Origin of the sequence: Ferrovibrio sp., assembly GCF_041906005.1 — a bacterium.
In the GTDB taxonomy this organism is placed as follows: Bacteria; Pseudomonadota; Alphaproteobacteria; order Ferrovibrionales; family Ferrovibrionaceae; genus Ferrovibrio.
In genome coordinates, this window is the sequence record NZ_JAYRJY010000001.1 from 3,399,149 (window position 1) to 3,424,061 (window position 24,913).

30 protein-coding genes and 1 tRNA gene are annotated in these 24,913 nt (G+C 63.9%); 24 read left to right on the forward strand and 7 right to left on the reverse strand.

Going from position 1 to position 24,913, the window contains the following annotated elements:
* The first annotated feature begins 62 nt into the window (after positions 1–62).
* From gyrA to tgt, 6 genes are read left to right on the forward strand one after another with little or no spacing between them, the layout of a single operon-like run.
* Positions 63–2,798, forward strand: a complete 2,736-nt coding sequence (gene gyrA / locus ACE3OO_RS16700; protein ID WP_374304572.1) for a DNA gyrase subunit A — start codon at positions 63–65, stop codon at positions 2,796–2,798.
* A complete protein-coding gene (coaD, locus tag ACE3OO_RS16705; protein WP_374304573.1) occupies positions 2,798–3,319 on the forward strand; it encodes a pantetheine-phosphate adenylyltransferase in 522 nt (173 codons plus the stop codon). The genes gyrA and coaD overlap by 1 nt, the downstream gene beginning before the upstream one ends.
* Position 3,320: 1 nt before the next feature.
* Positions 3,321–3,881, forward strand: coding sequence for a peptidylprolyl isomerase (locus ACE3OO_RS16710; RefSeq protein ID WP_374304574.1), 561 nt, complete (start codon positions 3,321–3,323; stop codon positions 3,879–3,881).
* Between the two features lie 15 nt (positions 3,882–3,896).
* On the forward strand, positions 3,897–4,379 hold the full coding sequence (locus tag ACE3OO_RS16715; protein WP_374304575.1) for a peptidylprolyl isomerase: 483 nt from the start codon (positions 3,897–3,899) through the stop codon (positions 4,377–4,379).
* A gap of 31 nt (positions 4,380–4,410) precedes the next feature.
* The gene (queA, locus tag ACE3OO_RS16720) at positions 4,411–5,463 is read left to right on the forward strand and encodes a tRNA preQ1(34) S-adenosylmethionine ribosyltransferase-isomerase QueA (RefSeq protein ID WP_374304576.1); all 1,053 of its coding nucleotides are present in this window, start codon (positions 4,411–4,413) and stop codon (positions 5,461–5,463) included.
* 18 nt (positions 5,464–5,481) lie between these two features.
* Positions 5,482–6,606: a tRNA guanosine(34) transglycosylase Tgt gene (tgt, locus tag ACE3OO_RS16725; protein WP_374304577.1), complete on the forward strand. Its 1,125-nt coding sequence runs from the start codon at positions 5,482–5,484 to the stop codon at positions 6,604–6,606.
* Positions 6,607–6,711: 105 nt separating this feature from the next.
* Here the strand turns inward: tgt and ACE3OO_RS16730 are convergent, their stop codons facing one another.
* The 4 genes from ACE3OO_RS16730 to ACE3OO_RS16745 form a co-directional block, all read right to left on the reverse strand.
* Entirely contained in the window at positions 6,712–7,203 is a 492-nt protein-coding gene (locus ACE3OO_RS16730; RefSeq protein ID WP_374304578.1) for a PAS domain-containing protein, read from the reverse strand.
* Between the two features lie 82 nt (positions 7,204–7,285).
* Positions 7,286–7,361: transfer RNA gene (locus tag ACE3OO_RS16735), tRNA-Lys, on the reverse strand.
* Positions 7,362–7,443: 82 nt separating this feature from the next.
* Positions 7,444–7,983, reverse strand: coding sequence for a DUF3833 family protein (locus ACE3OO_RS16740; RefSeq protein ID WP_374304579.1), 540 nt, complete (start codon positions 7,981–7,983; stop codon positions 7,444–7,446).
* 69 nt (positions 7,984–8,052) lie between these two features.
* A complete protein-coding gene (locus tag ACE3OO_RS16745) occupies positions 8,053–8,979 on the reverse strand; it encodes a hypothetical protein (RefSeq protein ID WP_374304580.1) in 927 nt (308 codons plus the stop codon).
* A 23-nt stretch (positions 8,980–9,002) separates the two neighbouring features.
* Here ACE3OO_RS16745 and ACE3OO_RS16750 point away from each other — a divergent pair, with 23 nt between their 5' ends.
* The 6 genes from ACE3OO_RS16750 (at position 9,003) to ACE3OO_RS16775 (ending at position 11,713) form a co-directional block, all read left to right on the forward strand.
* On the forward strand, positions 9,003–9,566 hold the full coding sequence (locus ACE3OO_RS16750) for a hypothetical protein (RefSeq protein ID WP_374304581.1): 564 nt from the start codon (positions 9,003–9,005) through the stop codon (positions 9,564–9,566).
* Positions 9,567–9,664: 98 nt separating this feature from the next.
* Entirely contained in the window at positions 9,665–9,853 is a 189-nt protein-coding gene (locus tag ACE3OO_RS16755; RefSeq protein ID WP_374304582.1) for a hypothetical protein, read from the forward strand.
* A gap of 121 nt (positions 9,854–9,974) precedes the next feature.
* Positions 9,975–10,619, forward strand: a complete 645-nt coding sequence (locus tag ACE3OO_RS16760) for a hypothetical protein (RefSeq protein WP_374304583.1) — start codon at positions 9,975–9,977, stop codon at positions 10,617–10,619.
* Positions 10,620–10,646: 27 nt separating this feature from the next.
* The gene (locus tag ACE3OO_RS16765) at positions 10,647–10,979 is read left to right on the forward strand and encodes a hypothetical protein (RefSeq protein WP_374304584.1); all 333 of its coding nucleotides are present in this window, start codon (positions 10,647–10,649) and stop codon (positions 10,977–10,979) included.
* Between the two features lie 3 nt (positions 10,980–10,982).
* Positions 10,983–11,186 carry a hypothetical protein gene (locus ACE3OO_RS16770; protein ID WP_374304585.1) on the forward strand — a complete coding sequence of 68 codons (204 nt, stop codon included), beginning with the start codon at positions 10,983–10,985 and terminating at the stop codon, positions 11,184–11,186.
* Positions 11,187–11,299: 113 nt separating this feature from the next.
* Positions 11,300–11,713 carry a hypothetical protein gene (locus tag ACE3OO_RS16775; RefSeq protein WP_374304586.1) on the forward strand — a complete coding sequence of 138 codons (414 nt, stop codon included), beginning with the start codon at positions 11,300–11,302 and terminating at the stop codon, positions 11,711–11,713.
* 2 nt (positions 11,714–11,715) lie between these two features.
* Here the strand turns inward: ACE3OO_RS16775 and ACE3OO_RS16780 are convergent, their stop codons facing one another.
* Both ACE3OO_RS16780 and ACE3OO_RS16785 read right to left on the reverse strand, forming a co-directional pair.
* Positions 11,716–12,189, reverse strand: a complete 474-nt coding sequence (locus ACE3OO_RS16780; protein ID WP_374304587.1) for a hypothetical protein — start codon at positions 12,187–12,189, stop codon at positions 11,716–11,718.
* A 47-nt stretch (positions 12,190–12,236) separates the two neighbouring features.
* Positions 12,237–12,995, reverse strand: coding sequence for an SDR family oxidoreductase (locus ACE3OO_RS16785; RefSeq protein WP_374304588.1), 759 nt, complete (start codon positions 12,993–12,995; stop codon positions 12,237–12,239).
* A gap of 211 nt (positions 12,996–13,206) precedes the next feature.
* On the opposite strand from ACE3OO_RS16785, the gene ACE3OO_RS16790 reads away from it, so the two are divergent.
* From ACE3OO_RS16790 to ACE3OO_RS16820, 7 genes are read left to right on the forward strand one after another with little or no spacing between them, the layout of a single operon-like run.
* Positions 13,207–14,007 (forward strand): glycosyltransferase family 2 protein, encoded by an 801-nt coding sequence (locus ACE3OO_RS16790; RefSeq protein ID WP_374304589.1) that lies wholly within the window; start codon positions 13,207–13,209, stop codon positions 14,005–14,007.
* Positions 14,008–14,019: 12 nt separating this feature from the next.
* Positions 14,020–14,343 (forward strand): lipid-A-disaccharide synthase N-terminal domain-containing protein, encoded by a 324-nt coding sequence (locus tag ACE3OO_RS16795; RefSeq protein WP_374304590.1) that lies wholly within the window; start codon positions 14,020–14,022, stop codon positions 14,341–14,343.
* Position 14,344: 1 nt separating this feature from the next.
* The gene (locus tag ACE3OO_RS16800; protein ID WP_374304591.1) at positions 14,345–16,000 is read left to right on the forward strand and encodes an ArnT family glycosyltransferase; all 1,656 of its coding nucleotides are present in this window, start codon (positions 14,345–14,347) and stop codon (positions 15,998–16,000) included.
* A gap of 32 nt (positions 16,001–16,032) precedes the next feature.
* A complete protein-coding gene (locus tag ACE3OO_RS16805) occupies positions 16,033–16,911 on the forward strand; it encodes an alpha/beta fold hydrolase (protein ID WP_374304592.1) in 879 nt (292 codons plus the stop codon).
* A 5-nt stretch (positions 16,912–16,916) separates the two neighbouring features.
* The gene (locus ACE3OO_RS16810; RefSeq protein WP_374304593.1) at positions 16,917–17,699 is read left to right on the forward strand and encodes a DUF502 domain-containing protein; all 783 of its coding nucleotides are present in this window, start codon (positions 16,917–16,919) and stop codon (positions 17,697–17,699) included.
* Positions 17,659–18,981, forward strand: coding sequence for a cytochrome P450 (locus ACE3OO_RS16815; RefSeq protein WP_374304594.1), 1,323 nt, complete (start codon positions 17,659–17,661; stop codon positions 18,979–18,981). Before ACE3OO_RS16810 ends, ACE3OO_RS16815 begins: the two co-directional genes overlap by 41 nt.
* A gap of 9 nt (positions 18,982–18,990) precedes the next feature.
* Positions 18,991–20,454: a M81 family metallopeptidase gene (locus ACE3OO_RS16820; RefSeq protein WP_374304595.1), complete on the forward strand. Its 1,464-nt coding sequence runs from the start codon at positions 18,991–18,993 to the stop codon at positions 20,452–20,454.
* A 52-nt stretch (positions 20,455–20,506) separates the two neighbouring features.
* Here the strand turns inward: ACE3OO_RS16820 and ACE3OO_RS16825 are convergent, their stop codons facing one another.
* The gene (locus tag ACE3OO_RS16825; protein ID WP_374304596.1) at positions 20,507–21,487 is read right to left on the reverse strand and encodes a Bug family tripartite tricarboxylate transporter substrate binding protein; all 981 of its coding nucleotides are present in this window, start codon (positions 21,485–21,487) and stop codon (positions 20,507–20,509) included.
* Positions 21,488–21,616: 129 nt separating this feature from the next.
* On the opposite strand from ACE3OO_RS16825, the gene ACE3OO_RS16830 reads away from it, so the two are divergent.
* The 5 genes from ACE3OO_RS16830 (at position 21,617) to ACE3OO_RS16850 (ending at position 24,902) form a co-directional block, all read left to right on the forward strand.
* Positions 21,617–22,279, forward strand: a complete 663-nt coding sequence (locus tag ACE3OO_RS16830; protein ID WP_374304597.1) for a TetR/AcrR family transcriptional regulator — start codon at positions 21,617–21,619, stop codon at positions 22,277–22,279.
* 10 nt (positions 22,280–22,289) lie between these two features.
* The gene (locus ACE3OO_RS16835) at positions 22,290–23,438 is read left to right on the forward strand and encodes an aromatic ring-hydroxylating dioxygenase subunit alpha (protein ID WP_374304598.1); all 1,149 of its coding nucleotides are present in this window, start codon (positions 22,290–22,292) and stop codon (positions 23,436–23,438) included.
* Positions 23,439–23,531: 93 nt separating this feature from the next.
* The gene (locus ACE3OO_RS16840; protein WP_374304599.1) at positions 23,532–24,047 is read left to right on the forward strand and encodes a YeeE/YedE thiosulfate transporter family protein; all 516 of its coding nucleotides are present in this window, start codon (positions 23,532–23,534) and stop codon (positions 24,045–24,047) included.
* A gap of 15 nt (positions 24,048–24,062) precedes the next feature.
* Positions 24,063–24,677: a YeeE/YedE thiosulfate transporter family protein gene (locus ACE3OO_RS16845; protein ID WP_374304600.1), complete on the forward strand. Its 615-nt coding sequence runs from the start codon at positions 24,063–24,065 to the stop codon at positions 24,675–24,677.
* A gap of 21 nt (positions 24,678–24,698) precedes the next feature.
* Entirely contained in the window at positions 24,699–24,902 is a 204-nt protein-coding gene (locus tag ACE3OO_RS16850; protein ID WP_374304601.1) for a DUF2892 domain-containing protein, read from the forward strand.
* Positions 24,903–24,913 lie beyond the last annotated feature (11 nt).

Genomic DNA, 24,913 nt, shown 5'->3' on the forward strand with positions numbered 1-24,913 from the left:
GAAACGGCCTGTTCGGGCACCCCGATTCGACCCATCAAACCCTTATTCCGGACGCCCGTTTCGTGACCGATCAGCCATCGCTTCCGCACGATATCCAGCCCATCTCCATCGAAGAGGAGATGCAGCGTTCGTATCTCGGTTACGCCATGAGCGTGATCGTGTCTCGCGCGCTGCCCGATGCGCGCGACGGCCTGAAACCGGTGCATCGCCGCATCCTCTATTCGATGCACGAGAACGGTTACCTGTCCGACAAACCCTATCGCAAGTCGGCCCGCGTGGTCGGTGACGTGATGGGTAAATATCACCCGCATGGCGACCAGTCGATCTACGACGCCATGGTGCGCATGGCGCAGCCATTCTCCATGAGCCAGCTTCTGCTCGATGGCCAGGGCAATTTCGGCTCGATGGACGGCGATAAGGCCGCGGCGATGCGTTACACCGAAATCCGCCTGGAAAAGGCGGCGGAAGCGCTGCTGACGGATATCGACAAGGACACCATCGATTTCCAGCCCAACTACGACGACAGCACGAAGGAACCTTCGGTGCTGCCGGCGCAGTTCCCGAACCTGCTGGTCAACGGCGCCAACGGCATTGCCGTCGGCATGGCCACCAATATCCCGCCGCACAACATGGGCGAGGTGATCGATGCCTGCTGCGCCTATGTCGACAATCCCGATGTGACGCTGGAGCAGTTGCTGGACATCCTGCCGGCACCGGATTTCCCCACCGGCGGCATCATCCTGGGCCGGGCCGGCGCCAAGGCGGCGATGTGGACCGGACGTGGTTCCGTCATCATGCGCGGCAAGGTGCATGTGGAGGAAATCCGCAAGGATCGCGAGGCGATCATCGTCACCGAAATTCCGTATCAGGTGAACAAGGCATCGATGATCGAGAAGATCGCCGAGCTGGTGCGGGCTAAGAAGATCGAAGGCATTTCCGACCTGCGCGATGAATCCGACCGCGACGGCGTGCGCGTGGTGATCGAGATCAAGCGCGACGCCATGGCCGATGTGGTGCTGAACCAGCTTTACCGCTTCACGCCGCTGCAGACCTCCTTCGGCGTCAACATGCTGGCGCTCAATGCCGGCAAGCCCGAGCTGCTCAACATCAAGCAGCTGATCGGCGCTTTCATCAATTTCCGCGAGGAGGTGATCCTCCGCCGTACCCGCTTCCTGCTGGGCAAGGCGCGCGACCGTGCCCATGTGCTGGTCGGCCTGGCCATCGCGGTGGCGAATATCGACGAGGTGATCAAGCTGATCCGCAGCGCGCCCGATCCGCAGACGGCGCGTGAGCAGTTGATGACCCGCGAATGGCCGGCTGCCGATGTGGCCGACATGATCAGCCTGATCGACGATCTGAGCCACAAGGTGATCGACGGCAAGTACAAGCTGTCGGAAACCCAGGCGCGGGCCATCCTTGATCTGCGCCTGCAGCGCCTGACCGCACTGGGCCGCGACGAAATCGGCGACGAGATGAAGACGCTCGCCACCGAGATCAACGAGTATCTCGCAATCCTCGGCAGCCGCGAGAAGCTGATGGGCATCCTGCGCGCCGAGCTGGTTTCGATGCGCGAGCGGTTTGCCGTGCCGCGCCGGACCCAGATCGCCGAGATGGAATTCGAGCAGGATGACGAAGACCTGATCCAGCGCGAAGACATGGTCGTGACGGTCAGCTTCGGCGGCTACGTGAAGCGCACGCCACTGTCGACCTACCGCCTGCAGAAGCGCGGCGGCAAGGGCCGCACCGGCATGAGCACCAAGGACGAGGATTTTGTCACCCGGGTTCTGGTCGCCAGTACCCATACGCCTGTGCTGTTCTTTTCCAATATCGGCCGGGTCTACAAGCTGAAGGTGTACCGCTTGCCGGAAGGCACGCCGCAGTCGCGTGGCAAGGCGTTCGTCAACCTGCTGCCGCTGGCCGAGGGGGAGAAGATCACCCAGGTACTGCCGCTGCCCGAGGACGAGGCGAAGTGGGGCGAACTGCATGTCATGTTTGCCACCGCCAAGGGCTATGTCCGGCGTAACGACCTGAGTGATTTCGTCACCATCAACGCCAATGGCAAGATTGCCATGAAGTTCGAGGGCGAGGATGCCGATGACAGCCTGGTCGGCGTGCTGCCCTGCACGGAGCAGGATGACATCCTGCTGGCGTCTTATGAGGGCAAGTGCGTGCGCTTCCCGGTTGCCGACGTCCGCACCTTCCAGAGCCGCGCCTCAACCGGCGTGCGCGGCATGAAGCTGGCCGAGGGAGACCGCGTGATTTCGATGTCCGTGCTGCGGCATATCGAGACCTCGGCGGAGGAGCGCGAGGCTTATCTCAAATACGCCACCGCCCAGCGGCGAATTCGCGAAGGCGAAACCGGCGTGGAGCTGGCCTCCGATCTGCCGATGGAGCGGATCACCGAGCTGCAGGCGGCAGAACAGTTCATCCTCACCGCTACGGAAAAGGGCTTTGGCAAACGCAGCTCGGCCTATGAATACCGCATCACCAGCCGCGGCGGTTCGGGCATCATCAATATCGAAACCACCCCCAAGAATGGCAATGTCACCGCCGCCTTCCCGGTCGAGCATGACGATCAGATCATGCTGGTTACCGATGGCGGCCAGGTGATCCGCTGCCCGGTGGACGGTATCCGCATTGCCGGCCGTAATACCCAGGGTGTCATCATCTTCAAGCTCGGCGAGGGCGAGAAGGTTGCGTCGGTCGCCCATTTGCCGGAAAGTGGCCCCGCGCAGGACGAAGGCCAGGATGACGGCTCGTCCGCAAATGACGATGCAGGTGACTCTGGGGAGGAGTGATGACCAAGCAGCGCATCGGGTTGTACCCGGGCACGTTCGATCCGGTAACCAAGGGTCATTACGACATCATCAAGCGGGCCGGCAAACTGGTCGATAAGCTGGTGGTTGGCGTTGCCGTCAACATCGGCAAGGGACCATTCTTCTCGCTGGAAGAACGCGTCGAGATGGTGCGCGAGGAAATCGGCCCGCTGATGCCGGGCGCCACCGAGTTCGAGGTCAAGCCGTTCTCCAACCTGCTGATGCATTTCGCCATGGAAATTGGCGCGGTGATGATCATCCGCGGGCTGCGCGCCGTATCGGACTTCGAATACGAATTCCAGATGGTGGGCATGAATGCCCGGCTGAATGCCGAGATCGAGACCGTATTCCTGATGGCCTCGGACAACCATCAGTTCATCGCTTCCCGCCTGGTGAAGGAAATCGCCATGCTGGGCGGCGATATAAATCCCTTCGTCTCACCCCGTGTGGCCGAGCGCATGCGCGCCCGCGTTGCGGCCCTGAAGGCCAATGGTGATACCTGACATGCTGATCCTCCGCCGCCATCTGCTGATTCTTGCGCTGGCTGCTGTTCTGGCGCTTCCGGGGGCCGCGCACGCCCAGCGTATCGAGGACCCGGAAAACACCCTGGTCATGGAACTGAAGGATGGCGGCCGTGTGGTGATCGCCATGCGTCCCGATCTGGCGCCCAAGCATGTCGCCCGCATCAAGGAGCTGGTGCGCAAGGGCTTTTACGACGGCATCGTATTCCATCGCGTCATTCGCGGCTTCATGGCCCAGACCGGCGATCCCACCGGCACCGGAACGGGCGGCTCGGGCCAGAAGCTGAATGCCGAGTTCAACCGTGAACCGCACAAGCGCGGCACCGTGTCGATGGCCCGCGCGCAGAACCCGAACAGCGCCGACAGCCAGTTCTTTATCTGCTTCGAGGATTCGCCCTTCCTGGATGGCCAGTATACCGTCTGGGGCAAGGTGATCTCGGGTATGGAAGCAGTCGATCGCATCAAGAAGGGTGCGCCGGGCAGCGGCCAGGTCACCGATCCCGACAAGATCATCAGGCTGCGCGTCGCCGCCGACATCAAGTAACGCCGAGGAATTCCCATGAGCGCCGATCTCGAAAACACCCTGTATCTGGAACTGAAGGACGGCCGCGTGACCATTGCCCTGCGTCCCGATCTGGCGCCCAATCACGTCGCCCGCATCAAGGAACTGGCGCGGCAGAATTTCTATGACGGCCTGAAATTCCATCGTGTGATCGAGGGCTTCATGGCCCAGACCGGCGATCCGCGCGGCGATGGCACCGGCGGTTCGGGCCAGAAGCTGGATGCCGAATTCAACGACGCCCCGCATAAGCGCGGCACCTGCTCGATGGCCCGCGCCCAGAACCCGAACAGCGCCGACAGCCAGTTTTTCATCTGCTTCGCCGATGCCCGCTTCCTGGACCGCCAGTACACCGTCTGGGGGGAGGTGGTGGAGGGCATGGAGCATGTCGATGCCATCAAGCGCGGCGACCAGGCGCGCAACGGCACGGTCAGCGATCCCGACAAGATCGTTTCGCTGCGCGTTGCCGCCGACGTCGCCTGACGCCGGCGCCTCCCGCCGGGGAGGCTGAGCCATGCTGGTATCCGACTTCGACTTCACCCTGCCGCCCGCGCTGATCGCCGAGCGGCCGGCAGTGCCGCGCGAAGCGGCGCGGCTGCTGTATTTCCATGACGGCCAGGTCGATCCGAAGGACTGGGTGGTGCGCGACCTGCCTCTGTTGCTGCGGCCGCGCGACCTGCTGGTGTTCAACGATACCAAGGTGATCCCGGCACGGCTGTTCGGCCGGCGCGAACGTGGCCCGGCCGAGGTGAAGGTCGAAGCTATGCTGCTGAAAAGCCTGGGCAACCGCCGCTGGACGGCGATGGCCAAACCCGCCCGGCGACTGAAGCCGGGCGATGCGGTCGCATTCGAGGGGGGGATCCGGGCCGAGACGGTGGGGCGCGAGGGCGACCAGATCGTGCTGGCTTTCGACCGCGATGATGGTGAGCTTCTCGTGGCGCTGGAAACCGCCGGCAGCATGCCTTTGCCGCCATACATCGCCGCCCAGCGCCCGGCCGATGCCCGCGACCGCAGTGATTACCAGACGGTGTTCGCCGAAAAGGCCGGAGCCGTGGCCGCGCCAACCGCCGGCCTGCATTTCACGCCTGACCTGATCGGGCAGCTGAAAAGCATCGGCATCCGGTTCGCCCGCGTCACCCTGCATGTTGGCGCTGGAACCTTCCTGCCGGTGAAGGCGGAGCGGGTGGAAGAGCATAAAATGCATGCCGAATGGGGCGAGGTGACGCCCGAGACCGTGGCAATGGTGCGGGAGGCCAGGGCTGCCGGCGGGCGGGTGATCGCCATTGGCACCACCTCGCTGCGCCTGCTGGAAACAGCGGCGCGTGCCACCGGCGGCCTGCAGCCCTTCACCGGCGAGACGGATATCTTCATCACGCCGGGCTTCGATTTCCGGGTCGCCGATGGCCTGATGACCAATTTCCACTTGCCCAAATCCACCCTGCTGATGCTGGTGGCGGCCTTCGTCGGGCTGGAAAAACAGCGCGCGATCTATCGCCATGCGGTGGAGCAGGGCTTCCGTTTCTATTCCTACGGCGATACAAGCCTGCTGTTCAGACAGCCAGTCTAATTTGATAATTGGCCCGAAATGACCCTCCGCTTTTCCGTCAGTGCCACCGATGGCGCCGCGCGCCAGGCGAAGCTCGAAACCGCCCATGGCGTGATCGACACGCCAACCTTCATGCCGGTTGGCACGGCCGCCACCGTGAAGGCGATGACGCCGGAGGCGGTGCGCGAGACGGGCGCGCAGATCATCCTGGGCAATACCTATCACCTGATGCTGCGGCCGACGGCGGAACGCGTGGCGAAGCTGGGCGGCCTGCACAAATTCATGAACTGGCCCGGTCCGATCCTGACCGATTCCGGCGGCTTCCAGGTCATGTCGTTATCGCAGCTCAACAAGGTGACCGAGCAGGGCGTCACCTTCCAGTCGCATATCGATGGCGCGCGCCATGAACTGACACCCGAGCGGTCCATCGAGATCCAGCACCTGCTGGATGCCACGATCACCATGCAGCTGGATGAATGCGTCAAGCTGCCGGCCACCGAGAAGCGCGCCGCCGAGGCGATGCGCCTGTCCATCCGGTGGGCCGAGCGCTGCAAGACGGCATTCCGGCAGCGTGAAGGTTACGGCCTGTTCGGCATCGTGCAGGGCGGCACCAATGCGGCTTTGCGCGAGGAATCCGCCAACGGGCTGCTCGGCATCGGCTTCGACGGTTATGCCGTGGGCGGTCTTGCCGTGGGCGAGACGCAGGAGGAGATGTTCGCCACGCTGGATGTCACCGTGCCGCATCTGCCGGCGGACCGGCCGCGCTACCTGATGGGCGTGGGCAAGCCATCCGATCTGGTCGGCGCCGTGATGCGCGGTATCGATATGTTCGATTGCGTGATGCCGACCCGCTCGGGCCGCACCGGACAGGCATTCACCCGGCGCGGCAGCATCAACATCCGTAACGCGCGTCATGCCGAAGACCCGCGGCCGCTGGACGAGCATTGCCGCTGCCCGGCCTGCCGCAGCTACAGCCGCGCCTATCTGCATCATCTGGTGCGGTCGGATGAAATCCTCGGCGCCATGCTGATGACCCAGCATAACCTGACCTATTACCAGGACCTGATGATCGGCATGCGCGCGGCCATTGCCGAAGGCCGGCTGCAGGCGTTTGCCGCCGATTTCCAGGCCAGCCAGGCGCTGGGCGACATCGAGCCGCTTTAGATGTTCCTGCGGCACCTGAAGGTTTTTGGTATCGCAGCGGTTTTCGCGGCGATCGCTTATGGACTGATGACCTTGATATTCAGGCTGACCCGCGACTGGCTGTGATCAGCCCTCGTCGTCGTAATAGGTGACATTCAGCAATTGCTCGACCTGATCTCCGCCACTCACGGTCAGCGGCATGGTGATCGATTCAAATTCCACAAAGCTGCGGTCGACGAAATAGTAACTGCCGACAGCCCGCAGCGGCCTGGCCTCGTCGGTTGCCCATGACAGGCCGCGATTGAAGTCGGCATAGGCTTGCTCGCTCATGATTTCGTCGACGAACCTGCCGGTGGGGTCGCGGCCGGAATACTGGCTGATCAGCGTGCCGTACAGGCGGATGCGAAACCGCCGTTCCGCCTGGCTGGACACGATCTCGTAGATCAGGATGCGGGGCAGATAGGGGCGCAGGACAAAAGGGGAGAAGTCGGCACGATCAGGCGCAATCCGGCCGGCGCGTTTCTCCTCCCACAAAGCCGCCAGTTCGTGCAGCTCAGGCCGGATGAAACGCAGGCTGGAATCAAGACGGAACCTGCTCTCGATGATCTGCCGGTTCACGGAGTTTCCCCCTGATTGCCGTCAGCATATCCGAATGGGCAACCGGATCACGAATAAATTGGTTGTCAGGGGGGTATAGAGGTGGTGAGCCCGCCGGGATTCGAACCCGGGACCTCTCGATTAAAAGTCGCTTGCTCTACCAGCTGAGCTACGGGCTCACAGAGGTCGGTAATCCTTCGGGCGGGGTGGACCGCGCCCGAAAGCGCGGCGACCATAGGTCGGTCGTCCAGCCCCGTCAACCTACTCGATCTTGCGAAATGCCAGGGTCACGCTGCCCACCGGCAGGCCCCATTTCGTCACCGTCGCCCGGTTCAACACGATCTCGTCGTCGAAGCGGTAGAGCCAGTCGTCGAAACCGACATCAATGCCGCCGGACTGGGTTTTCAGGCGTAAATCATAGGCCCAGGCCAGGGCGTTGCCCCGGCTGCGCCCCTGGGCAACGCCCAGCACATCGTCAGCCGTACCGGAATAGCCGCCGGCGCCGTCGGGCTGGATGCGCCAGACCCGTTTCTGGATTTCCCCGTCGCTGAAACGGAAATCCTCGTCCAGCACGAAAGCGGTGCCATCCCTGCTGCCCCGGATGTCGACCGTGAACTGGCGCACCGACCCGCCGAACCGGGGTTCGAACAGGCCCCAGGCTTTTACCCGGCCCGTGAAATACCGTTCCAGCTCGAAAGACCCATAGGCGGCCTGGCCGGCGGGGTCCGGGCGGTCGGTTCCGCAGGCGGTGAGCGACAGGAGGACGAAGGGCAGCAGCAGGAGGAGAAGGCGATGGCGCATGGCAAATTCCAATCTAACTCTTTGAAAAGAGAGCTAGATCGATGTGGATTGTCGGCAAGGGCCGCGGTTTCAGGGCCGGATGCGGTCCGGCGGAAGGTTTCGCTCGAACAGCCGAAGGGCCAGGCTGCCGATTTCGATCCAGGCGTCCACCGGTCCCAGGCCGGCGAGCCAGCCGTAATCGAATATATGCCGGTTGCCACTGCGCCGCTGATGGCTGGCCATGACCGTTATGGCGGGAAGGCTGCGCGCCAGCAGGGGCACTAGACGGGGTTCGCATTCGACGATGAGCCTGCCGCATAGTGACGCGAGGTCGCGCAGATCGCTGGCGAAACGGATCTGGTCGCCGATGCCCTGTTCCGCCACCACCAGCAGACAACGCCCCATCATGTCCTCGCCATGCCATCGTGGCGCGTGGAGCCCCTCGCGCAACACTTCAAGCCCCGGTCCAGGACGCAGGCGGTATTCGTAGTCCTCCAGTCCCGGCTGCCATATCTGCTGGCTTAGCAGCATGGTGGCGCGGGCCATGTGCAGGTTGCGGTTATCGGGCTCCAGCGCGATGGCGCGATCCAGATCGCTGCGGGCCGCGGCCATCTCGCCGTTGCGATAGGCCGCTTCCGACGCCTGGCTCAACATCTCTGGCCAGTCCGGTTGCACGGCAAGCGCCTGCCGGAGCCAGGGGAGGGCTTCGGCCGCCGCACCTTGCTCCAGCAACAGGGAGCCCAGCGCAGCCGCGCGTGCTGCATTGAAGTCCGGATTGCCGGGCTGCAGGCGCAGAGCGGTTTCGGCCGCCGACCAGGATTCGGCCCAGCGGCGTTCCTGCCGGTACAGCACGGCCAGACTGTGCAGCAGGCCCACATCGGTTGGTGAGAACCGACGCGCCGCTGCAAAATGCCGGGTGGCGGCAGCCGTATCGCCGTCCTGCAGGGCCCGAAGGCCGGCCTGCGTGAAGGCGGCGGCCGATGATTTGGGAGTCTGTGACATCTCTGGCGTCAGCATGCGGGGATGCTTAAGCTGCCGCAATGCTTTCCGGCTTCCTGCAATCCGCCCCCGCCATGGCCGATGCCCAGCGCCAGCGCCTGGTGGCCATGGCCGGAGGGCGGCCGCGGATCGGTCTGTCCTGGCGCAGCGCCAATGTCGATTTCGGGCCGCAGAAGTCGCTGCAGCTTGCCGATTTCGCCCCGGTCTTTGCTGCTGTCGATGCGTTCTGGATCGATCTGCAATATGGCGAGACGGCGGCCGAACGGGCAGCCCTTGAGGCCGGGCAGGGTGTTTCCCTCTGGCGGGACCCGGCCATCGACCCATTGCAGGATATGGACGGGGCGGCGGCCCAGTATGCGGCCCTCGACATGGTGATCACGGTCAGCAACACGGTGGCCCATCTGGCCGGCGCCCTGGGTCTGCCGGTCTGGCTGCTGCTGCCCGCTCCGGGTTATGGCCTGCTCTGGTACTGGTTTCTGGATCGTACCGACAGCCCGTTCTACCCGACCCTGCGGTGTTTCCGGCAGCGGCATCCGAGGGACTGGGGCGCCCCCCTGAACGACGTGGCGGCGGCCCTCCGGGCCCAATTCGGGGCAAAACCGTAGGGTTTGTTATCAACTTACAACCTTCGTGGGTCTGTCTTTTTCTTCGCAGTTGCGGAATAATGTTCTGCATCCGGAAGACAGGCCGGAGGATGAGGACGATGCCCGTGTTTTACGTTGAAGGCGGTATTTTCAAGGACTTGGCTGACCCGGCGCCGATGGCCGGCACCGAGGAGCGCTACGGTCCGTTCCAGACCGAGCGTGAGGCAGATCAGGTCTGGCGCGCCCGCATGGCCGACAAGATCGATATCTGCAATCACCGCCTGCGCGTCATCCAGCGCGACGCCTGATCGGCGGCCTTGGCCCTCCTGCCGGCCGGGCCCTGCTTTCCCAGTTGCTAACTGCTTCGCCTGCCATGATGATTTCGTGGCGGGGCGGTCCGATTCGCCCAGCATGGAGCGAGGGCTAGCGATGTTCGATCCTCACGCCGCCGGCCGGCTAATCGGCAATCGCGGCGACCTGAAGCGCAAGGCTGTGAATTACAAGCGCGGACAGGATATGCGCCTGACGCCAGAACTGCGTGGTCAGATCGAGAAGGTGATCGTGGAGAACCAGGCGGATTTCGAACGCAGCGCACGCGACACCATGCAGACCATGAAAGAGGCCTGGGGGTCGGCCGCGTTCAATTCCATCGGCCGTGGCCGGTATTACGAATGGATCCACGACCTGGCGCTGGAGCTGAAAGGGCAGGGCAGCCTGTTTGGCTATCCGCTGGTCACGCTCTATGCCGATAACCTGAAAAATCTTTGCGGCGGCCTGACCCATCCGTCGACCCGCCTGCATGCCATCATCGGCCTGAATATCGACGCATTGAACATCATCGTGCGCCGCCGCATTACCGGACCGGGCAGTGTGCTCGAACGCCGGGTTGCCGAAGCCCTGCGCGAAGCCTATGTGAAGATGCGTCTGCGGGCGCCGTCGGAAATCGCGGTCGAGCACAAAGTGGCGACAGCGGTTCGGCAGCTCGACAGCAAGCGGGCGCCGGCGGTGCAGAGCCCTGAATTGAAGCAGACCGCGCGGCAATGGCCGAACGGCGTGCGGCTGCCGGCCAATTGAACTATTGCCGGTATTGAAAGTTTTGCCATGGCCTCGTCCGATGATCGCAATGCCAACCAGCCGCCCGACGGCTTTAACTGGCGGCCGCAGGCGATCAAGCCGATCCCGGCCGTGGAAGTGATTTCGGAAGCCATCAAGAAATCCGACACCAGTTATTTCTTCGAGAACTACACCAAGCAGGCCAATGCCGTTGTCGCCGAATTGCGCAAGCATGGTTATGTGATTGTGCCGTATTATCCCACCGTCGAGATGGTGAAGGCGGCAATGGACGAACTGCAGTATGGCCAGAACAAATTCACCAATGTCGTGATGCCGATGTATCTGGCGATGATGAAGTCGGCGCCCAAGGCGAAGGGGTAGGGGATGAGCCGGGAAAAGCTGGTGGCTTTCCTGCGTGTCGCCGGACCGGAGCGTACGGCGGAGATCCTCAAGCGGCTGCCGCCGCAGGAGGCGCTGGCGGTGCGCCAGGCGCTTGACCAGATGCCGGCCATTCCCTCCAACCATGTCGACCAGGCCGCCGATGCCGCCGCCACCTTTGTCGCGGCGATCACCCATAACAAGCGGTGACACCGCTGCTGCAACGCGGCGTTGCCGCATGTCTTGCGGCCTGCTTCGCATTGCCGGCGCTGGCCCAGGAGGGACTGGGCCCCGGCAGCCGGCCGAAAAGTCCGCAAATATGCATGACGGCACCGGAGATGGAGGCCGAGGCCATCGTTCGCGCCGGCATGATCATCCGTGGTTATGCGCGGGATTGCGCCCGGCTGGGCCATGACGGCTCGATCCTGCCCATGTGGGGCGCGTTCGATCAGGCCAATATCCAGCGGTTCCGCGATGCCGTGCAGGTGCGCTCGGAATCATACAAGCGCAATTATCCGGACGATCCTTACGCCGAGCAGCGCGCCACCAACGCCGTGGTGGCCTCGCGCCAGATCACCGAATTCGCCAGGGAAGAATGTACGGCGCTCGCCGGTCTGGTCGGCTCGTTCAACGACTGGGACGCCTTCATGCGTCACGTGCGTACAACTGTATTGGGGCAGGTGAAGACAGCGTTCAAATTGTGCCCGAAGGCGCGCGGCGGTGCTGCCGGTCGGTAGACTTATCCGTTCGGCACCACCACGATCTTGTTGTTTTCGAGAACCACGCTGCCAGCGCGGAAAACCGGCGCGCCATAGGGATCCATCTGGCCGATCACGCGCACGCGGTCGCCGGCCTTCACCTTGGTCAGGTCGCGCCAGCTCGAGCCCAGGCTGATCACCTGACTGGCATTGCCGTCGTTGAGCACAAACGTGGTGGCCTGCGGCGACAGGACCACGCCCTGCAGCATGACGGCCTTGCCGCGGGGAATTTCGGCGATCGGCACCAGATCGGGCAGGGTGAAAGCCATGGTCTGGTTGCGCGGCGCGGCCGTGCCGCTTTTCGCCGCCGGCTTGGGGGCGGCCTTCGGTTTGATGGGCTGCGTCTCGGGCTCGGCGGCCGCGCGTGGATCGGTGGTGCTGGGCGTGGGCGGCGTGGTGCCCTGCATCTGGGCGGGTGGCGGGGCGGCAGGAGCCTGCGCTGGTGCCTGCGCCATTACAGGCCCTGCCAGAAGCAGGGCCGCCATAAACGGAAGGGTTTTCGTTATATGCATCGGCCGCCATCGACCTCCATGCAGACTCCGGTGATGAAATTCGCTTCGTCGGAAGCGAAATAGAGCGCCGCGTTGGCGATATCCTGCGGCGTGGAGAACCGGCCGATCGGGATGGTGCTGACGAATTTGGCTTTCATCTCGTCGGTTTCCTGGCCGCCCATGAATTCCTTCAGCATCGGCGTCAGGCCGGCCACCGGATTCAGGGCATTCACGCGGATCTGTTCCGGTGCCAGTTCCACGGCCATGGCCTTGGTGAGCGTGATCACGGCGCCTTTGCTGCCGTTATACCACACCAGGCCGGGACGGGGGCGCACGCCGGCGGTGGAGGCAATATTGATGAATGCGCCGCCGCCGCGTTTGCGCATGGCCGGCACGGCATGCATCGCCGAATTGTAGATGCTTTTCACGTTGACGGCGAAAATCTTGTCGAAGGTGGCTTCGTCGGTTTCCAGCAGCGGGGCATTGCGTTGCGGCATGCCGGCGTTATTGACCATGATATCGAGGCCGCCGAAGGCCTCCACGGCCTTCTCGACCAGGCTTTTCATCTGTTTGTTTTGAGAGACATCAACCGCGACCGGCAGTGCGCGATGCCCGGCCTTGTTGATCTCGCCAGCGACTTTCTCGGCGGCCGCGAGGTTCAGGTCGCCGATCACCACCGCGGCGCCTTCCAGGGCGAATCGTTTGGCGATCCCCTCGCCAAAACCCGAGCCGCCACCGGTTACAATCGCCACCTTGTTCGCCAGACGCATTCTCAAATCCTCCCGGATATCCTGTCTTGCACGGTTCCCGGCCACTCTAGCCGGGCATCCGGCCGGCGCAAGTGATTCGCCGGCTGCGGAAAACCGGCTTTCCTGCGACAATCCGGCAAAACTGCAAGCTCCGGGTAAGCTTGCGCCGATAAGAAACTTGCGCGATTTTACTGGCCTCTCAAGCATCCCCCTGCCATAAACACCCCCCATCATGAACGGCATTCCCCCATCCCCGGCCGGGCAGCATTCCGCCTCGGCCAGCGCCCCGACTCAACCAGCCCCGGCCTGCGCGCTGTCGGTCGTGATCCCGGTGCATAACGAGGCTGCGAATATCCGCAGCCTTCTGGAAGAAATCTGTGCCGCTCTGCGGGGCCTGGTCAGTTTCGAAATCCTTGCCGTTGATGATTGTTCTACCGACGACACCCCGGCAATCCTGCGCTCCTGCGCCGCCACGATGCCCGAGCTTCGCCCGCTGCGGCATCGCCGCAATGCTGGCCAGTCGATGGCCGTGGTGACCGGCGCGCATGCCGCGCGCGGCACGGTGCTCGTAACATTGGACGGCGACGGCCAGAACGATCCCGCCGACATTCCCGCCCTGTGGGCCGCGTTGCAGGCCGCTCCGGATGGTGGGGCCGGATTGCTGCTGGCCGGCCACCGGGTGAAACGGCAGGACAGCCGGATCAAGAAAATCTCGTCGAAGATCGCCAACGCTGTCCGTTCGCGCCTGCTGGGCGACGCGACGCCGGATACAGGCTGCGGCCTGAAGATGCTGCGCCGCGACCTGTTCCTGCGCCTGCCGGCTTTCGATCACATGCATCGTTTTCTGCCCGCCCTGGTGCTGCGTGCCGGTGGCAGTGTGCGGTCGGTGCCGGTGCATCATCGCCATCGTCGCGGCGGCGCTTCGCATTACGGCACCTGGGGGCGGCTGAAGGCTGGCCTGGTGGATCTGGTTGGCGTCATGTGGCTGAAACGCCGCTGGCGCGATAGCGGCGGCAGCGAGCCGCTTGTGTAAGGAAACAGCATCATGATTGGTCAATTGCTGGCCGAATACTGGGACCGTCTCGACGACAGCCTGAATTTCTGGGCCGTGATCGGTTTCCTCGGGCAGGCGGTTTTCGCCTCGCGCTTCATCATCCAGTGGTTTCATGCCGAACGGGTGAAGCGGAGCGAGATTCCCGTGATCTTCTGGTACATCAGCATCGCCGGCGGCGTGATCCTGCTGTTCTACGCCGTCCATATCGCCAACGTGGTATTCATCATCGGCCAGGTTTCCGGCCTGGTGGTGTATCTGCGCAACCTGCACCTGATCTACAAGGCGCGGCGCGAAGGCCGGGAAGCGGCGGTGTAACATGCAGCCGCTCAGCAACCGCAACGCCTTCACCTTCACGGCGCTGCTCTGGCTGGTCGTGGTGGCTGCTGCGCTCTATGCGCGGCCGCTGATGCCGATCGACGAGACGCGGTATGTCACCGTCGCCTGGGAGATGCATCTGGCGGATCACTGGCTGGTGCCTTTGCTGAATGGCGAGGCCTATCACCACAAGCCGCCCCTGCTGTTCTGGATTATCCGCCTCGGCTGGCTGATTTTTGGTGTCAGTGATGTCTGGGCGCGGCTGGTGGCGCCGCTGTTTGGCGCCGGCGCCCTCCTGCTGACCGCGGTGCTGGGACGTCTGCTCTGGCCGGGCGAACAGGGCAGGGCGGCGGGCAATGTCGCGCCCCTGCTGCTGCTGACGGCGGCGTGGTGGATGCTGTTTGCCACGCTTACCATGTTCGATCTGATCATGGCCTTCTTCGCCCTGCTGGGCTGGATCGGCCTGACGCTGAATCTGCATTACCGCAAACGCTGGGCTGGTATCCTGATCACCGGCCTGGCGATTGGTCTCGGTGTCCTGGGCAAAGGGCCGGTGATCCTGGTCTACATTCTGCCACCGGCGTTGCTGGCGCCGCTGTGGATGCGGCGCGAGGCGAAGCCGAACTGGTTCGGCTGGTATGGCGGCGTGCTGCTGTCGATGGCGATCGGCGCCGCCATTGGCCTGGCCTGGGCTCTGCCGGCGGCCGAAGCCGGCGGTCCTGTCTACAAACAGGCACTGCTCTGGGGCCAGACGGCAGGCCGCGTAAAGGACAGCTTCGCCCATCGCCGGCCATTCTGGTGGTATCTGCCGCTGCTGCCGCTGCTGCTATTTCCCTGGTCGCTGTGGCCGCCGGCCTGGCGCGCGCTGGCGCTGTGGCGCCGCCCTGCCGAGCCGGGCCTGCGCTTTGGCCTGGTGGTCAGCCTGACCGGTCTGCTGGTGTTTTCCATGATCAGCGGCAAGCAGCCGCATTACCTGCTGCCGCTGGCGCCGGCCTTCATGCTGATGCTGGCCCGCAGCCTGACGGCTGACTGGGCCGCGACGCCGAAAGCCCGCGATGCCTGGTGGCTGGCGGTTGCTTTCGGCCTGCTGGCTGCCGTCGTGCTGGCCATGCCGGCCCTCATGGCCGCTTTGCCCAAACTCGCCGACAAGGCGGATCTGCCAGACTGGGCGCTTGAGAACCTGATTGAGATTGCTGCGTTATTGCTGTTCGGGGTGCTTGCCGCGCTGTGGCTGGCGCGGCGGGGCGGTTTTCCGGCGGCTCTCGGCGCGATGACGGTTCCCGCCACGCTGTTGTTCCTCGCCGTGCATCTGTTCGGTTTCATGCCAGCCAAACCGGCCTACGACCTGATCCCGGCCGGCATGGTGATCAAGCGCGCCCAGGATGAGGGCCGGCCGGTCGCCTATGCCGGTGATTACCACGGCGAATACCAGTTCCTCGGCCGGCTGGAAAAGCCGCTGCAGGAAATCGACTATGCCGCCATTCCCGCCTGGCTGGCGGCGAACCCCAGTGGCTGGGTGGTGGCACGCTACCGGGAGGAGCATCTCGACAGCGCCCCGAAACCGGTATACGCACAACAGAAGCGTGGCCGCATGATGGTGATCTGGGACGCGTCGGCGCCGCCGGCGAATCCGGAGTTTTTCCGCCAGCCGCGCTAGCCGGCCATCGCCGGCAACAGGGAGGCGAGAGCGTGCTGTTTCCGGGATTCGAGCAAAAGCGGGTAAACGGCGCGGGCGCCGAAATCAATGTGCTTGTCGGTGGCAAGGGGCCCGCGCTGCTGTTGCTGCACGGTTATCCGCAAACCCATGCGATGTGGCACCGGATCGCGCCGAAACTGGCCGAGGATTTCACCGTGGTCTGCGCCGACCTGCGCGGGTATGGCGACAGTTCCAAGCCGGCGACGTTGCCCGACCATTCCTCCTATTCCAAGCGCGCCACCGCCGCCGACATGGCTGCCGTGATGACGGCGTTGGGATTCGATACTTTCCGGCTGGCCGGCCACGATCGCGGCGGGCGGGTGTCGCATCGGCTTGCGCTGGATTATCCCGATCGCGTTGAGAAGCTTGCCGTGCTCGATATTGTGCCGACGCGCACGCTGTTCGAGACGGTGAACCAGCAGGTCGCCACCGGTTATTATCACTGGTTCTTCCTGATTCAGCCTTTCGACATGCCGGAGCGCATGATCGGCGCCGATCCTGAATTCTATTTCCGCAAGAAAACTGGCCAATGGTCGGGTGCGGGGCATAAATTTGACGACGAGGCGCTGGCGGAATACCTGCGCTGCTTCCGCGATCCCGCCACGATCCACGCCTCCTGCGAGGATTATCGCGCTGCGGCCACCATCGATCTGGAACACGACCGCGCCGATCAGGACAAGCGTGTCCGCTGTCCGATGCTGGTGTTGTGGGGCGAAAAAGGCCTGATGCACAAAGCCTATGACGTGCTGGGGACTTGGCGCGACAAGGTTTCCGGCAGCCTGGAGGGCCACGCCGTGCCGAGCGGGCATTTCCTGCCTGAGGAAGCGCCCGACGAAACCTACGCGGCCTTGCGTCGCTTTTTCGTGAGCTGAGCGTCATGAGCGAGACACCGCCGGCCGGACAGACTCCGGAATCCGAACTCCCGCCGATCATCGCGCCGGTTCCCAAGCTCGGGCTGTTCGCACGGCTGCGCAATTACTTCCTGGCCGGCATCATCGTCACGGCGCCGATCGGACTCACCATCTATCTCGTCGTGATCACGATCCAGGCGATCGACCGCAACGTGCGCGGCCTGGTGCCGGAAGGATACGAACCGGAACGGCTGATCCCGTACCATCTCCCGTTCGGCATCCCCGGTCTTGGCGTGCTGGCGGCACTGGTGCTGCTGACGCTGATCGGCTTCCTCGCCACCAACCTGCTGGGGCGCACCCTGCTGCGGGTGAGCGAGCGTCTGGTGGCCCGCATGCCGGTCATCCGCGGGCTCTACTCGGCGCTGAAACAGATTTTCGAAACCGTGTTCAGCCAGTCAGGCCAGTCATTCCGCCAGGTTGCGCTGGTGCCCTGGCCGTCTGCCGGCTCCTGGACCATCGCCTTCGTCACCAATTACGTGCAAGGCACCGAGGTATCCCAGAATCTGGGCGACGACCTCGTCACCGTCTATGTGCCGACCACGCCGAACCCGACCGGCGGTTACATGGTGTATTACCGTCGCAAGGATATCGTGATCCTGTCGACCTCGGTGGATCAGGCGATGAAGCTGATCATTTCCTGTGGCGTGATCGTGCCGCCGGAACTGGCGGGAAAAATGGCCGCGAAGACGGCCGGCGGAGGAAACGGCAATGTCAAACCCGGGAATGGCGACGGCGGCTTCACACCCTGAAACCGGCCTGAACCACCTGCATCTGGGCCGCTATGCCGGGACCGGCGAGGCGGCACAGCGTGCGGCCGTGGCGGATTTCGATCTGCGTGCGCTGGATCGCGCCTTTCTAGACGATCCCTATCCGATGTATCACCTGCTGCGCCATTACGATCCGGTGCGGCGGATGCCCGATGGCAGCTATTTCCTGACCCGTTATGACGACCTGCAGGCGGTCTATCGTGACAGCAAGCGGTTCAGTTCCGACAAGAAGATCGAGTTCAAGCCGAAATTCGGCGACACGCCGCTCTATCGTCATCACACCACCAGCCTGGTGTTCAACGATCCGCCGCTGCATACCCGCGTGCGGCGCCTGCTGGCGCCCGCCTTCACGCCGCGCGCGCTGAAACTGCTGGAGGCGCGCTTCGTCGCCTTGGTCGACCGGCTGCTGGATCGCGCCGCGAAGCAGGGCGGCATGGATGTTGTCACCGATTATGCCGCCGCGCTGCCGGTGGAGATCATCGGCGACATGCTCGCCGTGCCGCCGGCCGACCGCCACCTGCTGCGCGATTGGTCGCTGGCCATCCTGGGTGCGCTGGAGCCGGTGCTGACCCCGGAACGGGCCGATGCCGGCAACAGGGCCATGCTGGAATTCGAAGCCTATCTCGCTAGCCATCTGGCCGAATGGCATCGCCGCGTGGAGCGGGATGCCGATGCGGGCAGCGACGGTTTCGGCGACGTGCTCGCCGGCCTGATCCGTGGCGAGAATGGCGAACGGCTTACCGCCGACGAGCTGGTACAGAACTGCATCTTCCTGCTCAATGCCGGCCACGAAACCACCGCCAACTTGATCGGCAACGGCGCGGCGGCCCTGCTGGACTGGCCTGACCAGAAGCAGCGCCTGATCGAGGATCCCTGCCTGATGAAAACGGCGGTGGAGGAATTCCTGCGCTTTGAATCCTCCAACCAGCTCGGCAACAGGCGCGTGGTCGAGGAAGTCGAGATCGGCGGCGTGACCTTTGAGGCCGGCACGCTGGTCACGCTGTGCATCGGCGCGGCCAACCGCGACCCGGCACAGTTCCCCGATCCCGACCGCCTCGATGTCGGCCGCCAGCCGAACCGCCACCTGGCCTTCGGTGCCGGCATTCATGCCTGCGCCGGCATGTCGTTGGCGCGTATCGAGGGGCAGATCGCCATCGGCCGCCTGCTGGCGCGCTTCCCGGACTATCGTCGCAGCGGCGAACCAGTGCGCGGGGGCAGGGCGCGGTTCCGGGGCTATCTGTCATTCGGGATCGAATTCGATTAAATCGGACTCATGAGCACAGAAAAACGTCTAGCTGTTGCCCGGCTCTGGCATGAAGGCAACAGCTTCTCCCCGTTGCCGACCACCTTGGCTGATTTCGAACGCCGCGAATGGTTCGATGGTGTGGCGCAGCTTGCCCGCTATCGCGGCACCGGCACCGAACTGGGTGCGGTGGCTGCGTTCCTAGACAGCCACCCTGACTGGGAGATCGTTACGCTGCGTTGCGCATCCGCGCCGCCAGGGGGGGCAGTGGAAGATGCCCTGTATGAAGGCATCGTCACCGACATATTGCGCGGCCTTGCCGATGGCGGGCGCTGGGATGCCGTCTACCTGTCGCTCCATGGCGCACTGGTGACGATGGGCGAACCGCAGGCGGACCTGAAACTGATCCGCCGGGTGCGCGATGTCATCGGTTCGACGGTTCCGCTAGGGGTCAGCTTCGACCTGCACGCCAATGTCTCGCCGGAGCTTGTGCATCTGGTCGATTTCGCCTCTGGTTACAAGACGCATCCGCATGTTGATATGGATCAGACCGCCGCCCGCGTGCTGGCCGAGCTTGAGCGACTTGCTGCTGGCGGCGCCAGGCTGGCTGGTGCGGTGGCAAAGGTTCCGGCACTGCTGCACAGCTTCAACATGCGTACCAACGCGGGCCCGATGGCCGAGACCATGGCCGATGCAAGGGCCGCCACGGCCGATGGGGTAAAAGACATCAGTGTCTTTGGCGGTTTTGTCTGGGGTGATAGTCCCGACGCCGGCGGAACGGCGCTGGCCTGGGCGGAAACGCCGCAGCAGGCAAGGAATGCGGCCGAGGATATCGCGGCCCGGCTCTTTGGCCGTCGCGCGCAGTTCCAGACGTCATTACCCACACCGCAACAGGGGCTTGCCGAGGCACTGAAACATCCCGGCCTCGTCTGCGTCGTTGAACCGAGCGACAATCCTCTGTCCGGCGGCATTGGCGATACCACCGCGCTGCTGCGCGCTCTGCTGGATGTCAGGATCGATGGTGAGGCGGTTTTCGCCTTCTTCTACGATGCCGGCCTTGTGCAGATGGCCGCTGCGGCCGGCATCGGTGGGGTTCTGCCGGTGAAACTAGGTGGCCGCATCGCGCCGCATTTTGGCGCTCCCATAGAAGCAAGGGCTGAGGTTCTCGCGCTCACCGATGGGCACTTCATCAATGAAGGCCCGTTCGAGACCGGCATGGCGGTCGACCTGGGGGCTACCGCCGTCCTGAAGGTCGATAATGTAAAGGTGATCGTGACGTCGAGCTGCCAGGCCGGAATCGATCCGGCCTATTTCCGTCTGCATGGTATTGATCTGGCTAAGACGCGGCTGGTTGCCGCAAAAGCCAAGAACCATTTCCGCGCCGCCTTCGCCGATCGCGCGGCCGTTATCGTCGATGTGGATACGCCGGGGCCGGCAGCGCTGGATCTTTCGGTCCTGCCATTCCGGCATCTGCCGGCAGGCATGGAAATGTAACGCCGATAAAAAGGCGATCCCCGCTTTCGCGGGGATCGCGCCTGTGTGCTGTTCAGTCGATGCGGGCGCCTGAAGCCTTCACGGCCTTGGCCCATTTCTCGATTTCGGTTTTCATCAGATCGGCCAGCACCTGCGGCTTGCCGCCCACCGGATCGGCACCCTGTTGCTCGAACTGGGCCTTCATTTCCGGCGTCTTCAGGATGGTGTCGATCTCGTCGCTCAGCTTGTTGACGATGGCGGGCGGTGTTTTCGCCGGCGCATACATGGCAAACCAGGCTGTGGCGCTGTAATCCGGCAGGCCCTGTTCGGCGATGGTCGGGATGTCGGGCGTGGAGGGCCAGCGTTTCGGCGTGGTGACGCCCAATGCGCGCAGGGCTCCGGAGCGGATATGCGGCAGGGCAGAGGGAAGGTTATCGAAAGTGAACTGGACGTTGCCGCCGAGCAGGTCCGTCAGCATCGGACCCGAGCCCCGATAGGGTACGTGTATCATGTCGGTGCCGGTCATGCTCTTGAACAACTCGGCCGAGAGATGGCCCGATGTGCCGTTGCCCGGCGTGCCGAAATTGAGCTTGCCCGGCTGTGACTTCGCCAGGGCAATGAATTCCTGCACGTTCTTGGCAGGCACGGAAGGGTGCACCACCAGCACGTTGGCCACCATGGCGACCAGCGAAATCGGCGCAAAATCCTTCACCGGGTCGTAGCTGAGCTTGGAATACAGGCTGATGTTGATCGAATGGGTGCCAATGGTGCCCATCATGATCGTGTAGCCGTCAGGATCCGATTTCGCCACCGCTTCGGTGCCGATGTTGCCGCCGGCGCCTGCCTTGTTGTCGACGACGAACTGCTGGCCCAGCCGCTCGGTCAGCTTCTGCGACACATGGCGGGCGAGGATGTCGGTGGTCCCGCCGGCAGGGAAGGGCACGACGACTCTGACCGGTTTGGTCGGGTAGGCCTGTGCCAGGGCGGCGGGGGCGGTCGTGCACAGGACCAGGAATGTTGCGGCGGCAGCGATCAGTGTTCGGGAAATTGTCATGGGTTCTGTCGTCTTTCTTCTGATTTGTTTATCGGCGGCGGGCCCCGCCATGCCCGCATTCTATGGCGGGGGCACCTCTCGCCCAAGGATTTGTTTGTCTATTGAATTGAATTCAATTAAGGTGTCGCCATGCCTCCGCGTCTCCGTGTCTCCGCCGCCCAGCTCCTGCCGCCTGAACTACCTGCCTCGGCGCGAGGCGGCGAAACCCGCGAGCGCATCCTGAAGGCGGCGGCCAAGGTGCTGGTGGCCGGCGACGGGCAATGCGAGATCGCCGATGTGGCGCGCGCGGCCGGCGTATCGGCCGGCTTGAGCTATCACTATTTCACCTCGAAGGCCGGGCTGATCGCCGCCGTGGTCGAAGCCTTCTACGATCGTTTCGAAGCCGCAGTGATGGACGTGAATCCCAAACCCGGCGCGACCTGGGGTGAGCGCGAAAGGCTGCGGTTGGATCGTATGGTGGCGTTCCATTACGCCGAGCCGCTGGCGCCGCTGATCCTCACGCGGCTCAGTCGCACGCCGGAGGTGGCGGCGGTGGAGGCGACGCGGCTGGCCCGGCATATCGCCCTGGCCGCACGCAATATCGAGATCGCTCAGAAACGCGGTGAAATTCCGGCCGATCTCGATGCTAGCCTGCTTGGCGCCATGATCCTGGGCGGCCTGCGGCAGGCCATCGGCCAGGCACTGGCAGCGACGAAGCGGCCGGCACAGGCGAAAGTGACCGAACAACTCTGGCAATTCATCGCCGGCACGGCCCGGTTCAGTCCGCCGCCGGCCAAAAAGAAACAGCGATAGGGAGCGGGCCATGCAGGCGGCGCAGCAGAACGACTGGCTGGATCGAACCCGCCGCAATATCGCTGCCGGCGCCACCGACATGGTGGACAGCATCGCCCGCATCGATGTGGCGCGTTATATCGATCCGGTGCGGCTGGCGCGTGAGCAGGACCTGCTGTTCCGCCGCCATCCCATGGCGGTGAGTTTCTCATCCAGGCTGGCACGGCCGGGCGATGTGGTGACTCACGATCTGCTCGGGATTCCGATCCTGCTGACGCGCGACCGCGAGGGGCGGCTGAACGCTTTCCTCAATGTCTGCCGTCATCGCGGCGCCAAGCTGGTCTGGCAACGCGACCAATGCGGCCAGCGGTCGCTGGTCTGCCCGTATCATGCCTGGACTTACGATCTGGCTGGAAAACTGCGCGGTATCCCACACGAGGAAGGTTTCGCCCAGCTCGATAAGGTCACGCACGGCCTTGCCCGTCTGCCGGTGACCGAGGCGTTCGGGATTGTCTTCGTGGTGCCGCAGCCGGGCGAGAGCTACGACTTCGACAGCTTCTTCGCCACGCTGCGCGCCGATCTCGATGGTTTCGGCCTCGGCAATCATGTGCTTTACGACGAACGCGAGATCGGTGTCGCCGGCAACTGGAAGCTGGTGGTGGAAGGCGGGCTGGAAACCTATCACGTTCGCCACGCCCACCGGGCCACCATTGCGCCGATGTTCGCCGACAATGTCGCGGTGGCCGACCGGCTCGGCCGCCATGCGCGGCTGTATTTCACCAAGCGCAATGCCGCCGAGCTGCAGGGCCAGCCGCTGGAAGGCAAGTCGGTGCGCGACTATGGCAACCCGCTATATTACATCTTCCCCAATCTGGTGATCCTGGTACAGCCCGACCACGCCACCGTGATGGCGGTGTTTCCGCAGGGCACCGATGCCAGCATCGTGCAGGGCGGCGCGCTGATCCCCGAGCCGCCGCAGAGCGACAAGGCGCGCCAGCATTGGGACAAGAACGTGAAGATTTTCTGGGATGCGCTGGACGAGGATTTCCAGATGGCTCAGGCGATCCAGCCCGGCTTCCGCTCCGGCGCCAACAGCCATGTCACCTTCGGCCGTTTTGAGCAGGGCTGCATCTGGTTCCACGAGGAAATGGACCGCGTGTTGGCGGCTCATGGAATGTGATCCAGCCGCTTGATTTAGGTCAAGCTAAAACACAAAATAGGTGTATAAATTGACCTCGCGGCCAATCCTCATGATTCGGCCGGGGAGGTGGACATGTATTCGCTACGCGAAAAAGCCTGGTCGCCCTACGCGGCCGGCATCCTGATCGGGTTGCTGCAGATCCCGGCATTCCTGCTGATCAACACGGCGCTCGGCGCCTCATCGTCCTACGTCACGGTCGCCGGCCATATCGCCGGCTTCGTCGATCCGGCCGTGGCCCAGATCGACTACTTCGCCAAACACCTGGCCGGGGCCAAGAACTGGTGGCAGGTCGCGCTGGTGATCGGCGTGGCACTGGGTGCGGCCCTGTCTGCCCGGCTGTCCGGCGCGCAGCGGCCTGCCATGTCCTTTGTCTGGTCGCGCGGTCTGGGGATTTCCAGCCTGTCGGGCCGCCTGCCGCTGGCCTTCGTGGCCGGCTTCATCATGCTGTTCGGTGCCCGCATCGCCGATGGCTGCACCAGCGGCCATGGCCTCTCAGGCATCGCCCAGCTGGCGATCGGCTCGTTCATCGCCGTGGCGGCGATGTTCGCCGGCGGCATCGCCACGGCCCTGTTCCTGCGGCGCGTGTAAGAGGAGGAGGAGATCATGAGCGTGTTATCCGCCATCCTTGTTGGTCTGACCATGGGCCTGGTCTTCGGTCTGGCGCTGGAGAAATCCCGCGTCTTCGAACCCGGCGTGATCGTCGGCCAGATGCAGTTGCGCAATTTCACCATGCTGAAGGTGTTCCTCACCGCCGTTGCCACCGGCCTCGTGGTACTGGCGGCCATGAATGGCTTCGGCATCATCAAGCTGGCGCCCAAGGCCACGCTGTATACCGCCGATATCGTTGGTGGCCTGATCCTGGGGGCCGGCATCACCCTGGCCGGCGCCTGCCCCGGCACCGTGCTGGCGCAGGTTGGTGCCGGTTACCGCGATGCCTGGGCCACCCTGGCTGGCGGGATCTGCGGCGCCATGGCCTTCGGCTATCTGGAGCCGACGCTGAAGCCCTGGCTGTCTGGCGGACCGGGCAAACTGACCCTGGACCAGATGATGGGGCTGCCGTTCTGGCTGGTTGCGCTGGTGCTGGCGGCTCTGCTGGTTGTGCTGCTGGTGGTCATGGAACGCTGGCGCCCCTGGCGCAGCGAACTTGGCCGGAATGTCGATGGCGACGGGGAACGCTCCCTGCCTTCCGGTAGCACCCGCATTGCCCCGCAATCCTGAAGACAGAAAAGGAAGCCTCCCATGAAAAACAACGTCGGCGGCATCGACCGCATTCTTCGTATCCTCGTCGGGCTGGGTCTGCTCTCCCTGCTGGTCTGGTATCCGGGTGAGGCCCGCTGGTTCGGCCTGATCGGGCTGGTGCCCCTGGCGACCGGCCTGTTCCGGTTCTGCCCGGCCTATAGTCTGCTCGGTGTGAATACCTGTCCGATGAAATCGGCCGAGTAAAACCGGCCTAA